Annotated in this window: 19 protein-coding genes and 1 riboswitch; of the genes, 14 read left to right on the top strand and 5 right to left on the bottom strand. The window is 48.5% G+C overall.

All coding sequences use genetic code 11. From position 1 onward, the window contains the following. The first annotated feature begins 201 nt into the window (after positions 1–201). Positions 202–744: a translation initiation factor IF-3 gene (gene infC, locus IE094_RS09985; protein WP_189640578.1), complete on the top strand. Its 543-nt coding sequence runs from the start codon at positions 202–204 to the stop codon at positions 742–744. A 52-nt stretch (positions 745–796) separates the two neighbouring features. On the opposite strand, the gene IE094_RS09980 is transcribed toward infC, so the two are convergent. The 3 genes from IE094_RS09980 to acnA form a co-directional block, all read right to left on the bottom strand. Then, positions 797–1504 (bottom strand): DUF1223 domain-containing protein, encoded by a 708-nt coding sequence (locus IE094_RS09980; protein WP_189640546.1) that lies wholly within the window; start codon positions 1502–1504, stop codon positions 797–799. 204 nt (positions 1505–1708) lie between these two features. Beyond that, a complete protein-coding gene (locus IE094_RS09975; RefSeq protein ID WP_189640545.1) occupies positions 1709–2356 on the bottom strand; it encodes a hypothetical protein in 648 nt (215 codons plus the stop codon). Positions 2357–2649: 293 nt separating this feature from the next. Further along, positions 2650–5340: an aconitate hydratase AcnA gene (gene acnA / locus IE094_RS09970; protein ID WP_189640544.1), complete on the bottom strand. Its 2691-nt coding sequence runs from the start codon at positions 5338–5340 to the stop codon at positions 2650–2652. Between the two features lie 160 nt (positions 5341–5500). Between acnA and ccmA the strand changes: the two genes are divergently transcribed. The 4 genes from ccmA to ccmD are packed head-to-tail and all read left to right on the top strand — an operon-like array spanning position 5501 to position 7707. Beyond that, positions 5501–6124, top strand: a complete 624-nt coding sequence (gene ccmA / locus IE094_RS09965) for a heme ABC exporter ATP-binding protein CcmA (RefSeq protein ID WP_189640543.1) — start codon at positions 5501–5503, stop codon at positions 6122–6124. After that, positions 6121–6777 (top strand): heme exporter protein CcmB, encoded by a 657-nt coding sequence (gene ccmB, locus IE094_RS09960; RefSeq protein WP_189640542.1) that lies wholly within the window; start codon positions 6121–6123, stop codon positions 6775–6777. Before ccmA ends, ccmB begins: the two co-directional genes overlap by 4 nt. A 59-nt stretch (positions 6778–6836) precedes the next feature. Next, positions 6837–7568: a heme ABC transporter permease gene (locus IE094_RS09955; RefSeq protein WP_189640541.1), complete on the top strand. Its 732-nt coding sequence runs from the start codon at positions 6837–6839 to the stop codon at positions 7566–7568. Then, a complete protein-coding gene (gene ccmD, locus IE094_RS09950) occupies positions 7561–7707 on the top strand; it encodes a heme exporter protein CcmD (protein WP_189640540.1) in 147 nt (48 codons plus the stop codon). Before IE094_RS09955 ends, ccmD begins: the two co-directional genes overlap by 8 nt. A gap of 328 nt (positions 7708–8035) precedes the next feature. Here the strand turns inward: ccmD and IE094_RS09945 are convergent, their stop codons facing one another. Beyond that, the gene (locus IE094_RS09945) at positions 8036–8476 is read right to left on the bottom strand and encodes a 6,7-dimethyl-8-ribityllumazine synthase (protein WP_189640539.1); all 441 of its coding nucleotides are present in this window, start codon (positions 8474–8476) and stop codon (positions 8036–8038) included. Between the two features lie 89 nt (positions 8477–8565). Continuing rightward, a riboswitch (FMN riboswitch) is annotated at positions 8566–8708 on the bottom strand. A 65-nt stretch (positions 8709–8773) separates the two neighbouring features. Next, entirely contained in the window at positions 8774–9757 is a 984-nt protein-coding gene (mbfA, locus tag IE094_RS09940) for an iron exporter MbfA (protein ID WP_189640538.1), read from the bottom strand. A 123-nt stretch (positions 9758–9880) separates the two neighbouring features. Here mbfA and pyrC point away from each other — a divergent pair, with 123 nt between their 5' ends. The 9 genes from pyrC to IE094_RS09895 all read left to right on the top strand — a co-directional run bounded on the left by pyrC (position 9881) and on the right by IE094_RS09895 (position 18657). Further along, complete coding sequence (pyrC, locus tag IE094_RS09935) at positions 9881–10921, top strand: dihydroorotase (RefSeq protein WP_189640537.1); 1041 nt, start codon at positions 9881–9883, stop codon at positions 10919–10921. A gap of 110 nt (positions 10922–11031) precedes the next feature. Further along, positions 11032–12531, top strand: a complete 1500-nt coding sequence (locus IE094_RS09930) for a replicative DNA helicase (protein ID WP_189640536.1) — start codon at positions 11032–11034, stop codon at positions 12529–12531. Positions 12532–12603: 72 nt separating this feature from the next. Continuing rightward, positions 12604–13653 (top strand): alanine racemase, encoded by a 1050-nt coding sequence (gene alr, locus IE094_RS09925; protein ID WP_189640535.1) that lies wholly within the window; start codon positions 12604–12606, stop codon positions 13651–13653. 61 nt (positions 13654–13714) lie between these two features. Further along, positions 13715–14449, top strand: a complete 735-nt coding sequence (locus tag IE094_RS09920; RefSeq protein ID WP_229802225.1) for an MlaE family ABC transporter permease — start codon at positions 13715–13717, stop codon at positions 14447–14449. Then, a complete protein-coding gene (locus IE094_RS09915) occupies positions 14446–15192 on the top strand; it encodes an ABC transporter ATP-binding protein (RefSeq protein WP_189640533.1) in 747 nt (248 codons plus the stop codon). Before IE094_RS09920 ends, IE094_RS09915 begins: the two co-directional genes overlap by 4 nt. Then, entirely contained in the window at positions 15189–16202 is a 1014-nt protein-coding gene (locus tag IE094_RS09910; protein WP_189640532.1) for a glycosyltransferase family 2 protein, read from the top strand. Before IE094_RS09915 ends, IE094_RS09910 begins: the two co-directional genes overlap by 4 nt. After that, positions 16199–16630 carry a paraquat-inducible protein A gene (locus IE094_RS09905; RefSeq protein ID WP_189640531.1) on the top strand — a complete coding sequence of 144 codons (432 nt, stop codon included), beginning with the start codon at positions 16199–16201 and terminating at the stop codon, positions 16628–16630. The genes IE094_RS09910 and IE094_RS09905 overlap by 4 nt, the downstream gene beginning before the upstream one ends. Positions 16631–16670: 40 nt before the next feature. Further along, positions 16671–18044, top strand: a complete 1374-nt coding sequence (radA, locus tag IE094_RS09900) for a DNA repair protein RadA (RefSeq protein ID WP_189640530.1) — start codon at positions 16671–16673, stop codon at positions 18042–18044. A 13-nt stretch (positions 18045–18057) separates the two neighbouring features. Beyond that, positions 18058–18657, top strand: coding sequence for a CvpA family protein (locus tag IE094_RS09895; RefSeq protein WP_189640529.1), 600 nt, complete (start codon positions 18058–18060; stop codon positions 18655–18657). Positions 18658–18767 lie beyond the last annotated feature (110 nt).

The following is an 18767-nucleotide window of genomic DNA, read 5'->3' as shown; positions in this document are numbered from 1 at the left end:
CATCACGCTATGTGTGGGCAATTTAACCAAGTATCAAGCACCAAACAGAAAAAGTTACCTATTTAACAGCAGTTCGGCGAAATCTTGCAAGAATCCTTGACCATCACGCAATAAAGGGCGAGTTAGTCACCTGTGCTTGCTAAGTTATGCAATCATACCTACATTGGCCGAATACGTTAACAATACAAAGGATTTAAGACCATAGCCCGTAGACCACACCATGCGCCACCACAGCGCGATACTGGACCCCGCGCGAACGAGCGCATCAATGCCCCCGAAATTCGATTGATTGGCGCAGACGGCGAAAACATCGGCGTTGTGACCCCTCAGCGCGGCCTTGAACTGGCCGAACAAGCAGGATTGGATATTGTCGAAATTTCGCCAAATGCCAAACCACCTGTTTGTAAAATCATGGATTTGGGCAAGTTCAAATATGAACAGCAAAAACGCGAGGCTGAGGCCCGCAAAAACCAAAAAACCATCGAAATTAAAGAGGTCAAATTCAGACCCAACACAGATAAGCATGACTTCGAAGTGAAGATGCGTAATGTGACCAAGTTCTTGGAAAACGGCGACAAGGTGAAAATCACCATGCGTTTCCGTGGCCGTGAAATGGCCCACCAAAACCTTGGTCTGGATTTGCTAAAACGCGTAGAAGAAGCGGTTGGCGATTTAGGTAAGGTTGAAAATCGACCCAAAACCGAAGGCCGACAAATGACCATGATGATTGGTCCAAGCAAATAAATGAAAGGCTGGGAAATTTCCCAGCCTTTTTTCATTCCATTACCAAACGATATTACGGTAATTTACGCGCAGCCAAAATTGGCCCGAGCTTTTCGCCCTGTACGAACACAGCAACGGGTTCATCGCGTTCCAGATCATAGGTCAAATTCAACGGCGTCGATCCATTCCACTGTGCAATCGTATCCCACTGAGAAACGACATTGGTATAATCAATCGTGCGCCCGCCATTTTCACCATGGCCAATTTTCACACGTTCCATCGGTTTAAAATAGACCAGTTGAATGCGTGAACGTCCAACGGGCGCGCCCGCTGTGTCTACTTTTACGGTCAGGGTTTTGTTGTTGCGTGCAATATCGAGCGTTGCACGTTCTTGCAACGCGCGCGCCTTGGCGATGTAATCTTTGATCAAAGCGGGGCTTTTGCCTGTTCCGCCTGCAACTTGGCCAACACCATGCACAATCATCTGCGGCGTTACCAATCGATAGCGCGTTTGAAGAGCAGAATTATATTGCGCTTGGCGTTTGCTAAATTTCGCCTGTGCAAATTTATCTTTCCAACCAAGGTAATCCCAATAGTCAACGTGCACTCCCAATCCAATAACATCGTCATGTTTTGAAAGTTCGGTCAAGATCTTGTCCGCAGGTGGACAGGATGAACATCCCTGACTGGTGTATAATTCCAAGACCACCATTTTTTGATCTGCTTGGGCAGCGCCCATTCCAAAACAAACCAGAGAGAGCGACGTGAACAATATACGCATTTCAGTTCCTTGATATCGATTTACATCAACTTAATCCGTAGTCCTGTAAAACGCTAATAAAGAAATCGCGAGCATTCTGTTACGTTGGGAAATTGATAACTTTCACACGGAACACAAACGCGGGCGTTGTTGAAGTGGTACAATTGTATCCCTATTCAACGAAAAAACGGCGCTGATTGCGCCGTTTTCAATGTGGTTGATTGATTAGTTAACCTCGACAACGTCGTCATCTTCGTCTTCGTCGTCACAATCATAACTGTGATTATAGTGATGCGAAGGTAAACAAAACCAATCGCTGTAATCACGGTCACAGGAATCTTCTTCTTCCTCTTCCTCTTCATTGCAGATTGGATTCCCGTTTTCATCGGTGCCATCACACAAATCATCGCCATCATTGTCGTCGTCATCGTTGCCGTCGTCGTCATCAGCAACATCATCGTCGCTATCGTCGTCACAATTCCAATCATGGTTGTGACCCCAGCTATCGTTATCACAATCATCATCGCGATCATCACCACGGTCATCATCATCGCGATCATTATCACAATCATCATTATGGGAATGCCACCAACTAGTGTTGTCACAATCGTTGTCATTACGATCTTCATTGCAGTCATCGTTGCGCGTGCTTGATGTGTTACAATCGTCATTATCGCGTGACCACCAATCACGATCATCACGATCAGAGTCATGATGACGCGAATAACGATCATCGCCACGACAATCATCACGGTCATTCCGATCATGGCGGTCATGACGATCATCTCTGTCATTGCGATCGTTTCGATCCCACCATTTTTTCGTGCTGTGTGAACTGTATGATGAATATTTGAAAATGCTAAAATAGCCCATTGAAATGTCTCCGATTACTGCACCTTAATTGGTGACTATTACCCGCTTACTCCCAAACATATTAAAGACACAATTCATCACAATAAAGCCACTTTTTACTTAAAACGTCTTGTTTTTCTTACTTAATTCCATCTCTCATTTTATATGCATCCAATCAATCAACCTAAGGTTGCCTTTTTTGACCTTAATTGAAAGTCCCGAGCATCAGCCCGATGATGCCCCTTGCGATTCTCTTGAATAAAAAAAACGGCCCCCAAAAGGAGCCGTTTTCACAATTTACAATAAAGATTGAATTAGGACGATTTGGCCAAGTTACGCAGCACGTAATGCAACACGCCACCATGTTCCAGATATTCGATCTCTACCTCGGTATCGATACGAGATTTCAATGTGATTTCTTTCACATCACCATTTGGATAAGTGATCGTACATGGCACCAATGATTGTGGTTTGATGTCACCTTCTAGTTCGGCAATAGACACGGTTTCTTCACCGGTCAGACCTAGCGTTTTGCGTGTGTCACCATCGGTGAATTCAAACGGGATAACGCCCATACCAACAAGGTTTGAACGGTGAATGCGTTCAAAGCTTTCGGCGATCACGGCCTTAACACCCAACAGGTTTGTCCCCTTAGCGGCCCAGTCACGAGATGAACCAGCACCATATTGTTCACCACCAAAAATAACCAAGGGAATACCCGCATCTTTGTATGCCATTGCGGCATCATAGATAGATGTTTCTTTTCCATCTGGTCCTTTGGAATAACCACCTTCGACACCGTCAAGCATTTCGTTTTTGATACGAATGTTGGCGAATGTACCGCGCATCATGACCTCGTGGTTACCACGACGTGAACCATAAGAGTTGAATTCACGTACAGGAACTTGACGTTCTGTCAGATACTGACCAGCAGGTGAGCTTTCTGCGAAAGAACCCGCTGGGCTAATGTGGTCGGTTGTGATCATATCACCCAACAAAGCCAAAACCTTGGCGCCTGTTACATTTGAAATCACACCTGGTTCCTTGGACATACCTTGGAAATAGGGTGGATTTTGAACATATGTTGATTGAACTGGCCAATCGTATGTTTTGGCATCAGTTGTTTCAACAGATTGCCATTTTTCGTCACCCTTGAATACATCCGCGTATTTTGTTTGGAATGCTTCGCGTGTCACGGTTTGTTCAACCATTTCGGCAACTTCTTGTGTCGTTGGCCAGATGTCTTTCAAGTAAACGTCGTTACCGTCTTTGTCTGTGCCAATCACATCTGTTGCCAGATTGATATCCAACGTACCTGCAATCGCGTACGCCACAACAAGTGGTGGTGATGCAAGATAGTTCGCACGAACATCAGGTGAAATCCGGCCCTCAAAGTTACGGTTACCTGACAATACAGATGTCGCCACCAGATCACCCTCTGCAATCGCCGCCGAGATTTCCTTTTGAAGCGGGCCAGAGTTACCGATACATGTCGTGCAACCATAACCAACAAGGTTAAAGCCAAGCGCATCCAGATCTTTTTGTAAATCTGCCGCTTCCAAATATGCGGAAACAACCTGTGAACCAGGTGCCAGTGATGTTTTCACCCAAGGTTTGCGGTTCAAACCAAGTGCCGCCGCTTTGCGTGCAACCAGGCCCGCGCCGATCATCACATATGGATTTGATGTGTTCGTACATGAAGTGATTGATGCAATCACAACCTTGCCCGATTCCATTGTGTAATCTTCGCCAGCAACAGCAACCTCTTTGCCCATTGGACGCTTAAAGGTTTCTTCCATTTCACGACGGAATGCGTTTTGGCCTTCGGTCAATGCGACGTAATCTTGCGGGCGTTTTGGCCCGGAAATCGCAGGTACGATTGTGCCCATATCCAGATGCAATGTGTCGGTGTAAACTGGGGAATAGTTTTCATCGCGCCAGAAACCGTTTTCCTTGGCGTATGCTTCAACCAATGCAACACGATCTTCGTCGCGGCCTGTGTTCGTGAGGTAACGCAATGTTTCGTTATCAATTGGAAAGAAACCACAAGTTGCGCCATATTCAGGTGCCATATTCGCAATCGTTGCACGATCGGCCAATGGCAGTTTATCCAAACCAGTACCGTAGAATTCAACGAATTTGCCAACCACGCCTTTGATGCGCAGCATTTCAACCACTTTCAAAACAAGGTCGGTACCTGTTGTACCTTCCATCATTTCACCAGTCAGCTCGAAACCAATCACTTCTGGGATCAACATGGAAATTGGCTGGCCCAACATTGCGGCCTCGGCCTCAATGCCGCCAACGCCCCAGCCAAGTACGGCCGCGCCGTTCACCATTGTGGTGTGGCTGTCTGTACCAACAAGCGTATCAGGATATGCAATTTCAACACCATTTTGGTCTTTGTCAGTCCAAATCGTTTGTGACAAATACTCAAGGTTAACTTGGTGACAAATACCAGTCCCCGGAGGAACAACGCGGAAGTTGTTAAATGCCTTTTGGCCCCATTTTAGGAATGTGTAACGCTCCAGGTTGCGTTCATATTCACGGTCCACGTTCATCTGAAACGCGCGTGGGTTGCCGAATTCGTCAATCATGACCGAGTGGTCGATAACCAAATCAACAGGGTTCAGCGGGTTAATTTTTTCCGCATCACCACCCAATGCAACGATACCATCGCGCATGGCCGCCAAATCAACCACGGCTGGAACTCCGGTGAAATCTTGCATCAAAACACGTGCGGGACGGTATGCAATTTCGCGCGGGTTTTTACCACCCTTAACGCCCCATTCGGCGAATGCTTTGATGTCATCAACAGAAACTGTTTTGTCATCTTGGAAACGCAGCATGTTTTCCAATACCACTTTCAGCGCGGCTGGCAGGTTGGAAAAATCGCCCAATCCTGCTTCTTGTGCGGCTGGAATGGAATAATAATCAATTGATTTGCTACCAACAGTCAGCGTTTTACGTGTGTTGCTAGAATCTTTGCCGACGATTACGGTCATGAGGCCTCCGATTTATGGCTAAGTTTACGGTTAATGGGCTTATGCGACATAATAGTGAGTCGGGCAAGTGGTAATTGTATACTATTGTATGCAGAACGCTGATAATCTGCGCCGCTTTGGCTGCTTTCCAAACTGGTGTTGATCGGCTAAGCCATTGAACATGAGCCTATCTGTGCAAAATATATCCTGCTTGCGTGCAGGGCGGGCAATTTTTGAAAACCTATCTTTTGATTTGAAAAAAGGTGATTGTCTGGTGCTGCGCGGCCCTAACGGGAGCGGTAAGACCACGTTGTTAAAAACCCTTGCGGGAATTTTGCCCAGCGCCACGGGCGAAATTCACTGTGATCCCGCGCAAATTTCATATGCTGGGCATTTGGATGCGATCAAGGCGCAATTAACGGTGCGTGAAAATCTTACCTTTTGGGCGGGGATTTATGACGCGGGGAATCTTGACCGCGTTTTGTCAGAATTCGATTTAACAACGCTTGCAGACAGATACGGGCAAACATTATCAGCGGGGCAACGCCGCCGTTTGGGACTGGCGCGTATGATTTTAACAGAATGTCAAATTTGGCTGTTGGATGAACCGACAAATTCATTGGATGCCGAACATGCCGCCATTTTTGCCAAGGCTGTGAACAAACATTGCTCCAACGGTGGTGTCGCGGTTTTATCCAGTCATATTGACTTGCATATCCCCAACACCCAAACCTTGGACCTGTCCGATTTCGCACCCACTGGTGCCACCGAAACCGATCCGTTTTTGCAAGGGGGCTTTTCATGAAGTCTTTATTCTTGCGCGATATTAAACTGGCGTTTCGTTCTGGTGGTGGTTTTGGCCTGACACTCGCATTTTTCCTGATCGTGATCCTGTTTGTCCCACTTGGCGTTGGTGCGGATAACGCGATACTTGCACGCATTGCACCGGGTATTTTATGGATTGGTGCGATTTTATCATGCCTGTTATCACTTGATCGGATTTTCCAGCTTGATTTCGAAGATGGCACACTGGAGGCATTGGCGACATCGCCCCTACCCCTCGAATCCATCGCCGCGTCCAAGGCAGCCGCCCATTGGATCACAACAGGATTACCACTGACCATTATCGCGCCATTGCTGGCATATTTATTGCAATTGCCTTACGCGGGATATTTTTGGTTAATCAGCAGCCTTCTTATCGGTACACCCGCGCTTAGCTTTATCGGAACATTTGCCGCCGCTGTGACGGTTGGGGTGAAACGTGGTGGGCTGTTGTTATCCCTTCTCGTGCTGCCGCTTTATATTCCAACATTGATATTTGGTGCACAAACTGTGATCCGCGCCACGATTTCGCTGAACCCGATGCCCGCACTATTGCTTACCGTTGGGATCAGCTTGTTTTCCATCGCATTGATGCCGTTTGCCTGTGCTTTGGCTTTGAAAGTGAATTTAAAATAACACAAGCGTGACGTTCTGAACCGTTGCGACGATGTAACCAACCAAATAAAAGGTCGCCTATGTCATTATGGGAATACGCAAATCCAGTAAAATTTATGGCGCTCTCGGGGCGCGTTTTACCTGTGTTAACCATCATGTCGGCAGTTTTGCTGGTTGCTGGACTGATCTGGGGGTTTTTCTTTACGCCTGATGACTACAAACAAGGTTCCACAGTTAAAATCATATTCCTACATGTTCCTGCCGCGATGATGGCAATTAACGCGTGGGTAATGATGTTGGTGGCATCCCTGATCTGGTTGATCCGTCGCCACCACGTTTCCGCATTGGCAGCCAAGGCCGCCGCCCCTATTGGCATCACCATGACATTGATTGCAATCGCCACGGGCGCAATTTGGGGAAAACCCACTTGGGGCACGTATTGGGAATGGGATCCACGCTTAACCGCATTCATGATTTTGCTTGTTTTCTATCTTGGCTATATCGCGTTGTGGGAAGCGATCGAGGACAAAGATACCGCTGCTGACCTCACATCAATTTTGTGCATGGTTGGATCTGTGTTTGCGCTGTTATCACGTTACGCGGTGAATTTTTGGTCGCAAGGATTACACCAAGGCGCATCGCTATCATTGGACAAAGAACAGCACGTGGACAATGCGTTTTATTTTCCATTACTGGTCTGTATTGGCGCATTTATTTTGCTTTTCTTCACGTTGGTTTTGTTGCGCACGCGCACAGAAATTCGCCTGCGCCGTGCGGTAGCATTGGCAAATCGGAGGAATTCACATGGTTGATCTCGGCAAACACGCCACCGAGGTTTTGCTTGCTTATGGTGTATCCATTGTAATGATCATCGCCCTTGTCGGCTGGAGCTTGGCACAGGCCAAACGTGCCAAGGATCAATTGGCACGACAAGAAAACACGCATAAGTAGAGTTATTTAACTAAACTTGCCCTAACGGCAATTTATTGCTTCAAAAAAGTTAATTTTCTTTACCTATCGAAATAATGGTGTAACCCTTTGCTCGCCTATTATGGCGAAAACAAGGGAAATTGAAATGACTGTACTAAAAACATCTCTGCTACTTATTCTGACTGCCAGCTTTCTAACTGCGTGCGCTAAAAAAGAAGAGCCAGCACCAATGATGGAAGACACAATGATGACAACTGACGAGCCAATGTCAAAACTGTAAATCATTTTCGAACAAAAAAACGGCGCGCAAAACCTTGCGCGCCGTTTTTCGTTTCAACCGTGTTGAACTCTATTCGATATCCAAATCCGCCATCATGATCACGGCGCGTGCTGCCTCGGCACCCTTTTTCACGAAATGTTTCGTGTAAAATTCGATATGCTCTGGCGTTTCTTGGAATTCATGTGGTGTCAGGCTTACGGAATAAACGGGCACACCCGTTTCCATTCCTGCCTGAACCAAGCCATCCACCACGGCCTGCGCCACAAATTCATGACGATAAATGCCACCATTTACCACCAACGCGGCGGCGACCACGCCGTCATATTTGCCCGTCGCGGCCAGCTTTTTCGCAACCAATGGCATTTCCAATGCACCTGGCACGCCAAACACGTCCAGTTCACATTCCACACCTTGGGATTTCATTTCTGCTTCAAACCCTGCTTGGGTTTGATCAACGATTGGCGCATGCCAGCGCGCCTTTACATAAGCAATTTTAAGGGGTTTTGTCATCGTTTAGGTTCCTTTCAATAAGACGCCTTGCATTCGCAAGAAACGCCCAGACAAAACCCAGAGCGATAGACAGACGGACTCCCCCATCTGCCCCTTCTCTTTCATCCAGACTTTCACTGTCGGCCTTGGGATTGCACCAAGTCTGCTGACCCTTTCGAAAAAGGCGCTCGCGGGCTGATAAGTTTCCTTAAACACCGCCGGTGGGGAATTACACCCCGCCCTGAGAATATCCGTTGTTTGGCATAAATTGATTTTCAGGCCAAGTGGAAAAAATACACCGTTGCGTCAACATTTGCGCTATGCGTTGCCAATCAAAATACCCGCAGCAAACACCAACGCACCACCAAGGATAACTTGGAATGCCGCGCGCATCCACGGTGTTTCCATGTATTTGTTTTGGATCCACGTAATAACCCAAAGCTCAACCACCACCACAATCATCGCAATTACGGTTGCTGTCCAAAAATCGGTGATCAAGTATGGCAATGCATGCCCCAACCCACCAATTGTTGTCATGATCCCTGCGGCGAACCCGCGTTTCATGGGTGAACCGCGCCCCGAAATGACCCCATCGTCACTCGCCACCTCGGTAAAGCCCATGGAAATACCCGCACCCACCGATGCCGACAGGCCAATAAGAAAGGTTTGCCATGTGTCACCCGTGGCGAAAGCCGCTGCAAAAATGGGCGCGAGTGTGGAAACCGAACCATCCATCAAACCCGCCAATCCAGGTTGCACATAGGTTAAAACAAATTGGCGATGTTCGCGTGCGGCCTCGTCATCGGCAACTTCGTCGGTAATATGTTTTTCGCCCAATCGGCGTGCCAAACTTTCGTGGTTGCGCTCTTCTGTAGCCAATTGGCCCAGCAATTTGCGCGTGTCTGCATCTTGGGTGCGTTTCAGCGCTTGTCGATAGAACCGTTCGGCTTGGTGTTCCATGTCTTCTGCAACTTTGCGCACCTTTTCAATGCCCAATGGGCGTACCAGCCAATCAGGTTTGCGCTGAAAATACCCGCGCACATGTTCGCGGCGTATCAATGGGATAACATCGCCAAATCGTTTCTGATGCAAGTCAATCAACGCAGCACGGTGGGTGTTTTCCTCGGCAGCCATGCCATCAAACACCTTGGCGGAATCTGGAAATTCGTCGCGTAATCCATCGGCATAGGCTGCATAAATACGGGCATCGTCTTCTTCAGATGAAATCGCCAGTGCCAAAATTTCTTGTTCAGACAAATCCTGAAATGCGCGGCGATTGCCAGATAAAATTCGCGACAACATGTTAAAACCCTTTTCCCTATTCGCCGAATACAATTAGCGGAATTTTTCAAATTGATAAATCCCGCATTGCGCATCGCTGCCCTGCACCGTTAAACACCATTTAACAGATTTACGGAGCACACCATGACAAAATCCATCACCATCATCCGCCCTGACGATTGGCATTTACATCTGCGCGATGGTGACATGCTGTGCGCGGTTCTGCCTGAAACGGCGCGTGATTTTGGGCGTGCGATTATCATGCCCAATCTGGTGCCACCAGTTGTCACTGCCAAAGACGCCAGCGCATATCGTGATCGCATCATGGCAGCGATGCCTGATGGTTCAGATTTCAAACCGCTGATGACACTATATCTCACCGAAAATACCGATCCCGATGATGTGGCGGCCGCGTTTCACGATAGGCTCATCAGCGCGGTCAAATATTATCCAGCGGGCGCAACCACCAATTCCGACGCTGGTGTGTCCGATATCAAAAACGTCATGCCCGTGTTGGAACGCATGGCCGCAATCGGATGCAACCTGTGTATCCACGGTGAGGTCACGAACCCAGAGGTCGACATTTTTGATCGTGAGGCAGTGTTTTTGGAAACCATCCTTGACCCATTGCGCAATGCCTTGCCTGAATTGCGGATCACATCGGAACATATCACCACGAAAAACGGGGTGGATTATGTCAAATCCGCAGATCGCAATTTGGCCGCGTCGATCACCACGCATCATTTGATTATCAACCGCAACCACATCTTGGTTGGCGGGATAAAACCGCATTATTATTGTTTGCCAGTGGCCAAACGCGAAACCCACCGCGTTGCACTTGTGGATGCAGCAACATCGGGTGATGCACGTTTTTTCCTTGGCACTGACAGTGCACCGCACACCGACCCCACCAAAGAAAACGCATGTGGCTGTGCGGGGTGTTTCACCGCGACCAATACCATGTCTTGTTTGGCACATGTGTTCGAAGCCGCAAATGCATTGGATAATTTGGAAAAATTCACCAGCTTAAATGGCCCAAAACATTACAATCTGCCGGTGAACAACAGCCAAATAACACTGGTGAAATCGGACACGCCCGTTACCTATCCAAGCAAGATTGAAACCGCCGACAGCACCGTAACCGTGTTCGATCCTGGTTTTGATTTACATTGGAAAATTGCATAAAATTCACAAATCACAGCTTATCCACAGGTTATCCAGATAGCTTCTGTAACGGATTTGTGGCATAGTGTTTGCAACATAAAAAAATCAATTTCAACGGCGAGCAGAAATTCATGAATGAGATTAGCGCGTTAGGCAACGGTGTCCCTGCCGAAGCATCAGAATCACCGACCCTGCCCCATAATATCGAGGCGGAACAGGCATTGTTGGGTGCGTTGTTGGTCAACAACGATGTGTTTGATCGGATTGCATCCGTGGTCAAAGACATCCATTTCTTTGATCCCGTGCATGGTCGTATTTTTCAGGTCATCACCGCCCGTATTCAAAAAAACGCACTTGCATCGCCCGTCACCATCAAGGCATTTATGGAAGACGACGAAGGTTTGGCCGAACTGGGCGGACCTGCTTATCTGGCGCGTCTTGCAGGTGCATCTGTATCCGTTTTTGCCGCGCGAGATTATGCCCAAATGATTTATGATATGGCCATTCGTCGTGATCTGATGGCGATTGGCGAAGAAATTTCACAAAAGGCTGGCAATGTAGAGGTCGCATCAGAACCCAAAGATCAAATCGTCGAAGCCGAACAGAAATTATACAGCCTGTCCGAGCAAGGCCAGGTTGAAAGTGGATTTCAAAGTTTCCTACAAGCGGTGACAGAGGCCGTGACCCAAGCCAACGCCGCATATCAACGTGATGGCGGTTTGGCGGGGATTTCCATGGGGCTTCGCGATATGGATAAAAAACTCGGCGGTTTACACCGATCCGACCTAATTATTCTGGCGGGTCGTCCATCGATGGGCAAAACTGCGCTGGCGACCAACGTCGCGTTTAACGTGGCCAAAGCGTATAAAAAAGGCATCACCGCAGATGGAACCGAGGGCGCGGTAGAGGGCGGCGTTGTCGGGTTTTATTCGCTCGAAATGTCAGCGGAACAATTGGCTGGGCGTATTCTGTCAGAGGCCGCACAAGTACCATCGCAACAAATTCGTTCAGGTGACATGACCGAAGAAGAATTTCGCCGTTTTGTCCAGGCCGCGAAAGATTTGGAAACATGCCCGCTTTATATTGACGATACTGCCGCATTACCAATCAGCCAGCTGGCCGCCCGCGCGCGGCGTCTGAAACGGACACATGGATTGGATGTGTTGATCGTGGATTATTTGCAACTTGTCCGCCCCGCCACCGCCAAAGACAGCCGTGTGAACGAGGTGTCCGAAATTACCCAAGGACTAAAAGCGATTGCCAAGGAATTGGATATCCCCGTGATCGCCCTGTCCCAGCTTTCGCGCCAAGTTGAAAGCCGTGAAGACAAACGCCCACAATTGTCGGATTTGCGTGAATCGGGTTCGATCGAGCAAGACGCCGATATCGTGATGTTCGTTTATCGCGAAGAATATTACAAAGAGCGCGAAAAACCAGGTGATCACGAAGCCGATAAAATGATGATCTGGCAAGAAGAAATGGAAGCCCTGCACGGCAAAGCAGAGGTCGTGATCGGCAAACAACGCCATGGCCCCATCGGCACAGTTGAATTATCATTCGAGGGTCAATTCACCCGCTTTGGCAACCTTGCACAGGCGTGGCAACAGGGCGGTGGCGAAGACAGCTTTTAGGCGTTTATCTTCACCAAGCACTTGACCTTGAACGCTGGCTGTGGCCAATGCATTCCAACAAAGGACTTGGTGATGGCGACAGCAACGTTAACAATTGATCTTGATGCGATCACGCAAAACTGGCGCGCGTTAGATGCAAAATCAGCGCAAAGCGTCGAAACAGCCGCTGTAATCAAAGCCGATGCATATGGGCTTGGTGCGGCGGTCGTGGCGAAATCACTATATCATGCTGGTGTGCGCAGCTTTTTCGTTGCCGTCGCAGAAGAAGGCATTGTCATTCGCAAAGCGGTTGGAAACAATGCCAAAATCTATGTTTTTTCGGGCATGATGCTGACTGATGCGCAACCCATTCGCGAATACAATCTGATCCCCATGCTCAATGCCCCTAACCAAGTGGCAAGGTTTCGTAACGAAACCTCTGATTTAACCTATGGCTTGCAATTGGACACAGGTATGAACCGATTGGGGTTGGAGCCTGATGAATTTAATGGTGTCAAAGATGCCGCAAATGATGCCGATCTGATCATCAGCCATCTTGCATGTGCCGACGATCCAGCGCATCCTCAAAACGCGCAACAGCTGGCCGCGTTTCATGCCATGACCAACGGGTTATCCGTGCGCCGATCATTGGCAGCAACGGGCGGAACATTGCTGGGCGCGGATTATCATTTCGATCTCTGTCGCCCTGGTGTTGGTCTTTATGGCGGTTTTCCTTTTAACGATGCGACCCCCACGGCGCACCTTGCCATCCCCGTTATCCAAACGCGACGTGTCACCAAGGGTGAAACCGTTGGATATTCGGCGGCATGGGTCGCAAAACGTGACAGTATCGTTGCAACACTTGCTGCGGGTTATGCCGATGGTTTAATCCGCGCGATGGGCCACGATTCAGTTTCGCTATATGCGGGCAACACCCCCTGTCCGCTGATTGGGCGGGTTTCAATGGACTTACTAACAGTTGATGTCACTGATTTGGACGCTGTTCCAAATGAATTACACCTGTTAAACAGCCAACAAACGGTTGACGATTTGGCAGATGCTGCTGGTACAATCGGGTACGAAATTTTAACCTCGCTTGGCGGTCGATATGAACGCAGGTATGTTGGCGAGGCAAGAGGGTAAAATGATTTTGGTATCTTGGATTAACGGATTTCTCGCCGCGATTGGTGCCGCAACATTGGGAATGTTTGCATCCATCGGGCGCGTCGTGATTTTTGCGCTCTCTACCATCAGCCATATTTTTCGCCCACCCTTTTACCCCAAGGAATTCGCACAACAATTGTTGCATATCGGATATTTCAGCCTGCCCGTTGTCGGCCTAACGGCCGTTTTCACGGGTGCTGCGCTCGCCTTGCAAATTTACGCAGGTGGTGCACGTTTTAATGCAGAAGCCGTGGTGCCACAAATCGTGGCCGTGGGTATGGTACGTGAACTTGGCCCCGTATTGGTTGGCCTGATGATTGCTGCGCGCGTGACGTCATCCATTGCCGCCGAAATTGCCACGATGAAGGTGACAGAACAGCTTGACGCGCTTACCACCTTGTCCACCAACCCTATGAAATATCTGACCGTGCCACGGGTTTTGGCAGCATTATGTGTTGTGCCGATTTTGGTTGGCATCGGCGATATCATCGGGATCATGGGCGGGTATTTTGTGGCCACGGGGCGGCTTGGGTTTAATGCCGCTGCTTATTTGCAAAACACCGCTGATTTTCTAGAAATCATGGATATCATATCCAGCCTTGTAAAAGGTGCTGCATTTGGCGTGATCGCCGCATTGATGGGGTGTTATTACGGTATGCAATCCGATCGCGGCGCACAGGGTGTGGGCAAGGCCACAAAAACATCCGTGGTTGCTGCATCCGTTTTAATCTTGGCTGCCAATTACACATTAACAGAGTTGTTCTTTTCCGCATGATAAACGTTGAAAACCTCCACAAAGCATTTGGTGATAATCACGTTTTAAACGGGGTTGATATGTCGATTGGCAAAGGCGAAAGCATGGTCATTATCGGCGGTTCAGGCACGGGTAAATCCGTGTTGTTGAAATGCATTTTGGGGCTAATTACACCCGACAGCGGCACAATCACAGTGAACGGCAAAGACGCGACCAAGGGTGATCGCGATGCATTCTTGGCGCAATTTGGCATGTTGTTCCAAGGGGGCGCGTTATTTGACAGCCTGTCTGTTTGGCAAAACGTCGCGTTTCGTTTGCAACGCGGGCCGTTGAAACTGTCCAAAACCGATGCGCGTGATGTCGCGATTGAAAAGCTGCGTCGCGTTGGTTTGAAATCGGATGTTGCAGATCGTTTCCCCGCCGAGTTATCGGGTGGTATGCAAAAACGTGTGGGATTGGCGCGCGCCATCGCAGCCGAACCACAGATTATATTTTTTGACGAACCCACCACTGGCCTTGATCCGATAATGTCTGGCGTTATCAATGATTTGATCCGCGAAATTGTTGTGGAAATTGGCGCCACCGCCATGACCATTACGCATGATATGTCATCGGTACGCGCGATTGCGGATAAGGTTGCAATGTTGCACGATGGTTCGGTTCAATGGACAGGCCCAATTGATCAATTGGAACATTCCAACAATCCATATCTAGATCAATTTTTGAATGGTCGCGCAGAAGGCCCGATCGAGGCCGTACGGTGATCACGTCTTTGATCACATCGATCAAAGACGAAGCCCCATATATCATCGACTGGGTTGCCCATTACCGCGCATTGGGTTTTGATCACATTGTGATTTTCCAAAATGATAGCGTTGATGGGGCAGATCACCTTTGCTCTGCATTGCAAGATGCAGATTTTATTGACTATTACGAGAATTCCGACCCTGAACACGCCCCCAAAGATGTTCAACATTTCCCCGCCCAACGTCGCGCGTATGGCTGGGGGCAGTTGTTGGATAAGGTCGCGCAATCTGATTACATGTTCTTGGCCGATATCGATGAATATCTGGAATTAGCGATAGATGATACGTTTAGCGATATGATCGCTCGATTGGATAATCCCGATATTATCAGCATCGCATGGCGGGTGTTTGGATCTGCAGGGGAAACCGCGTTTGCGCATAAACCCGTTTGCGAGCGTTTCACCCGCGCGGCGGCTATTTTCGATCAAGGTGGGCTTCGCGCATTCAAACAAATCAAATCCGCGTTCAAACCAACGCTGACGCAAAAGTTCAACGTCCACCGTCCATTGAATGCCGCCGATCACGATTGGCGATGGGTCACGCCCGATGGGCGTAATATCAAACTGTCCGCGAATGTCTCAGATGATTTTGATTATTCCTTTGCGCAACTGCGCCATTATCATTGTAAATCACGCGCAGAGTTTATGGTCAAAATGCTGCGCGGATATGCATCGCACGGTAATAAAAAACTGCCCCAAATCGGATTGCCTGCGTTTCATTCGATGGATGCAAATGATGTTGAACTGCCGTTTAAAAACCAAGCCTATCAACGCGGGCGCATGATCGCACAAGAAATGCGCGAAATCCCCGCGATCAAAACCGCCGAAGATGATGCCATCGCACGATTTGAAAAACTGGCGGGTTTGGTTGAAAAAGCGATCAACAAGAATGATATATTCAAACAGGCCGTAACATTTCGCGCCGATTTAACACAATATTTTCAAACCGAAGTTTACGATAAATTATGACGCTTAAAATTGCTAACCTAGCCCTGTTAATCCTATTCCCCATCGCATGGTTTGCGCCCTTGCTGCGCGCAGGGTTATTACCGTTTTTTAAACTTGATGAAATCAGTGTCATCACAGGATTACAGGCATTATGGGACAAGGATGTTTTCCTTGCATTGCTGGTCACATTTTTTGCCCTTATCGCGCCGATGGTAAAGGTGGTGGGAACATCATTGATCCAATTTAATTTGCTAAAGGATAGTGTCAAACCAGTGCTTGCATTGTTGGGCAAACTGGCCATGGCCGATATATTCTTGATCGCGATTTATATCGTAGTGGCCAAAGGCGTTGGCGTTGGGCGTCTTGAAACCGCATGGGGGTTATATCTGTTTACGGCATGCGTTCTAGCCAGCTTTGCAATCACATTATTTGGTGCAAAATCAAAATGATATACTTGCGCAATGAAATGCGCTTGGGCTAGAAACGCGCATGGCTAAAACAACCCTTGCATATACATGTTCCAATTGCGGCGCGTCCCATAAAAAATGGGCGGGGCGTTGTGAAACATGTGGTGAATGGAATTCCATCCAAGAAGAAGCCCCTCTTGCCGCAGGGCCCAAGGGAAAAACGCTGGGCGCGAACAAGGGGCGTAAAATTCCACTCGGGGATTTATCAACCGTTGATGCACCCCTACCCCGTGGCCTGTCTGGGATTCAAGAGCTGGATCGTGTCTTGGGTGGTGGTTTGGTGCCATCATCGGCGATTTTGGTTGGTGGTGATCCGGGGATCGGAAAATCCACGTTGTTGTTACAAGCCGCCGCCAGTTTTGCGCGTAACGGACAAAAAGCGATCTATATTTCGGGCGAGGAAGCCAGTAGCCAAATTCGCATGCGCGCACAGCGTCTTGAATTAACAGATGCACCGGTTCGGTTGGCCACCGAAACGAACTTGCGCGATATTCTGACCACATTGGAAGAAGAACGCCCCGACATCGCGATTATCGATTCCATTCAAACCATGTGGTCCGATCATGTTGATAGCGCCCCAGGTTCTGTTTCACAGGTGCGTGCAACCGCACATGAATTAACAACATTTGCCAAACGCCGTGGTGTTTCCGTGATCCTTGTCGGGCATGTCACCAAAGAAGGGCAAATCGCAGGGCCACGCGTTGTCGAACATATGGTCGATACGGTTTTGTATTTCGAAGGCGAGCGTGGGCATCAGTTTCGCATTTTGCGCGCTGTGAAAAACCGTTATGGCCCCGCCGATGAAATTGGCGTATTTGAAATGACGGGTATGGGCTTGCAACAAGTCACAAATCCATCTGCGTTGTTTTTGGGCGAACGGGACAATCCCGCCGCTGGTTCCATCGTTTTTGCAGGGATCGAGGGATCACGCCCGTTGCTGGTGGAAATCCAAGCATTGGTTGCACAATCATCGCTCGCCACACCGCGCCGTGCGGTTGTGGGTTGGGACAGCGCGCGGTTATCCATGATACTTGCGGTGCTGGAATCGCGCTGCGGAATTAGCTTTGCTGGTTTGGACGTATATTTGAATATCGCAGGTGGTTTGCGCATTTCTGAACCCGCAGCAGACCTTGCGGTTGCTGCTGCGCTCATTTCCGCACGTCAGGATAGGGCACTACCTAAGGATACAGTCGTTTTTGGCGAAATCAGCCTATCTGGCGCACTTCGGCCTATATCTCAGGCTGAAAACCGACTTAAAGAAGCAACAAAGTTAGGATTTTCGAACGCATATGCACCTTCGAGGATGAAACTTGCGTCCGAATCGGGCATGAATGTACAAAAGATAGAGGATATTGCACAGTTCGTCGAAAATTGTTTCGGCACGATAGAGCAATAACAAGGGGATTATCATGGAAGGTTTCACAATCGTAGATGGGGGCGCGGCAATTGTTCTGCTGTTGTCGGCAATTTTGGCCTACTCTCGTGGGTTCGTTCGCGAAATCCTGTCAATCGCTGGCTGGGTGGTTGCGGCAATCGTTGCATTCATCTTTGCACCACAGGTTGAACCACTGATCGCCGAAGTGCCCGTTTTGTCAAAATTCCTATCGTCATCTTGCGAATTATCAATGATCGTTGCATTCACCGCCGTTTTTGCACTGACGTTAATCGTCGTTGCAATTTTCACGCCGTTGTTTGCAGGTGCGGTTCAACGTTCCGCGCTCAGCGGTTTTGACCAAGGATTGGGTTTCTTGTTTGGTATCGGTCGCGGTATCGTTTTAATCTTGGTTGCATTGATCTTGTATCAATTCATCATCCCAGGCGACGAAGGCATTCCAATGGTTGAGCAAAGCAAAACCAAAGAATTGCTGGCTGGCACACAAGCCCAAGCGCAAGAAGCATTGCCAACCGAAGAATCAACAAACTGGTTGATGGCGAAATATGCAGAACTCACAACCAGTTGTAACGGTGGTACTACGCCAAACGCAGAAACACCAAGCACTGGTAACTAACCCCCAGTCTTAAAATCATTTCAAAGCGGCGCAGATTTCTGCGCCGTTTTTTGTTGGTGACGCAAAATTGTAATAAACCTTACGTATCGGCGCGTGACACTTGTTCAGCC

This window comes from Paramylibacter ulvae (assembly GCF_014652655.1).
GTDB lineage: Bacteria > Pseudomonadota > Alphaproteobacteria > Rhodobacterales > Rhodobacteraceae > Amylibacter > Amylibacter ulvae.
Note: the sequence above shows the minus strand (reverse complement) of the source record. Positions and strands in the feature narration are given on the sequence as shown.